A 1832-nucleotide genomic window follows, 5' to 3' on the forward strand; every position below is an offset into this window, starting at 1 on the left:
AAATACCATTTTGTTCTGTTTTTGGGAGAATATTTTTCTAGTGATGCTGTTGATTTATTTAATTATAATTGCTCAAATTCAATAATAAAACATGCAAGAAGTGCTAGATAGTTCGTTAGGATATAATTTTACAGTTTCTGAAAATCAGGAGATGATTAGGAAAATGGTGAAAGATTTTGCGGAACGGAACATCCGTCCAAATGTGATGGAATGGGATGAATCGCAGTATTTTCCGGTAGAGGTTTTTAAAAAACTTGGTGAACTCGGATTGATGGGGGTATTGGTTCCTGAGATTTATGGAGGATCGGGATTTGGGTACCAGGAGTATGTAGATGTAATTGTGGAGGTAGCAAAAGTTTGCGGATCTGTTGGCTTGTCGGTTGCAGCTCACAATTCATTGTGTACGGGCCATATCCTGGCTTTTGGAAATGATGAACAGAAGGCGAAATGGCTTCCTAAATTGGCTACCGCAGAATGGATCGGTGCCTGGGGATTGACAGAAGCAAATACAGGTTCTGATGCGCTGCGTATGATGACCACTGCAACACTTGATGGGGATGAATATGTAATTAATGGCTCGAAGAACTGGATTACTCATGGTAAATCTGGTGATATTGCCGTTGTAATGGTGAGAACGGGTGAAATAGGGGATTCTAAGGGAATCTCTGCGATTGTAGTAGAAAGAGGTACTCCTGGCTTTTCTGCAGGAAAAAAAGAAAATAAATTGGGAATGCGTGCGTCAGAGACAACTGAAATGATCTTTGACAATTGCAGGGTACCTAAGGAGAATCTCCTTGGTCATATAGGTGATGGCTTCAAACAGGCGATGAAAGTACTGGATGGAGGAAGGATATCTATTGCGGCTTTGTCTTTGGGGATTGCGAAGGGAGCTTATGAAGCTGCGCTGGCATATTCTAAAGAGCGTCATCAGTTTGGGCAACCGATTTCCAGTTTCCAGGCGATCAGTTTTAAGCTTGCGGATATGGCTACAGAGATTGAAGCTGCGGACTTGCTGATTAGGCAGGCTGCGGATATGAAGAACCGTGGTGTGAAGATGACCAAAGAGGCAGCCATGGCAAAATATTTTGCTTCGGAAGTTTCGGTCCGTGTTTCTACGGAAGCTGTACAAATCTTTGGTGGCTATGGCTATACGAAGGATTTTCCGGTAGAAAAGTTTTATCGTGACAGCAAGCTGTGTACCATTGGAGAGGGAACTTCAGAAATTCAGAAAATAGTTATTGCAAGAGAAGTTTTAAATGCATAACTTGTATCCGCAATTTGTTTAAACCAGCATATTCTAACCAAATATAAAATTCAAGCACCCGGTGATCAAAAGATCACCGGTTTTTTTATGTCTTTATATGGGGGTTTTTAGAGCTGTGGTGCATTTTGAGAAGAGACAACGCTGTCTACTACAAATACACTGAAACCTCTCCAGGGTAAACTGGAATTGTATTCTTTGTAATGTAACTGGTATACTTTTCCACTGTTGGACATCAATTGTTCTGCGAGTTTCTGATCGGCAATTGAAAATTCAAATTCGTTGGATTGTAAGGTGCCTATTTGCTTGGATTGTATTCCCGACTGGATCAATTTACCTTCATAGGTTTTAAATAAGTATCCTTTTTTTACTACATAATTGAGTTCTCCGGATTTGACGCCTTCTCCTAAAACAAAGAAATAATGATAGTAGGCAAGCGAGCCAATCACCAGTACAGCGATGATGATACCGTAAGTAAGTACTTTTTTTCCTGTTGTCATAAGTTTATATATATAAGCTAATTTACATATTATTCATATATAATTATACCAAGTTTGGTGATGTTAAGCAC

The 1832-nt window shown here is 39.8% G+C and carries 2 protein-coding genes; one reads left to right on the top strand and one right to left on the bottom strand.

Features of this window, described 5'->3' with window-relative positions; genetic code table 11:
- The first annotated feature begins 91 nt into the window (after positions 1 to 91).
- On the top strand, positions 92 to 1264 hold the full coding sequence (locus DBR11_RS28165; protein ID WP_108555862.1) for an acyl-CoA dehydrogenase family protein: 1173 nt from the start codon (positions 92 to 94) through the stop codon (positions 1262 to 1264).
- Positions 1265 to 1371: 107 nt separating this feature from the next.
- Here DBR11_RS28165 and DBR11_RS28170 read toward each other — a convergent pair whose 3' ends face one another.
- Positions 1372 to 1761 carry a hypothetical protein gene (locus tag DBR11_RS28170; RefSeq protein ID WP_108555863.1) on the bottom strand — a complete coding sequence of 130 codons (390 nt, stop codon included), beginning with the start codon at positions 1759 to 1761 and terminating at the stop codon, positions 1372 to 1374.
- Positions 1762 to 1832: the final 71 nt, after the last annotated feature.

Source organism: Pedobacter sp. HMWF019 (genome assembly GCF_003061025.1).
In the GTDB taxonomy this organism is placed as follows: domain Bacteria; phylum Bacteroidota; class Bacteroidia; order Sphingobacteriales; family Sphingobacteriaceae; genus Pedobacter.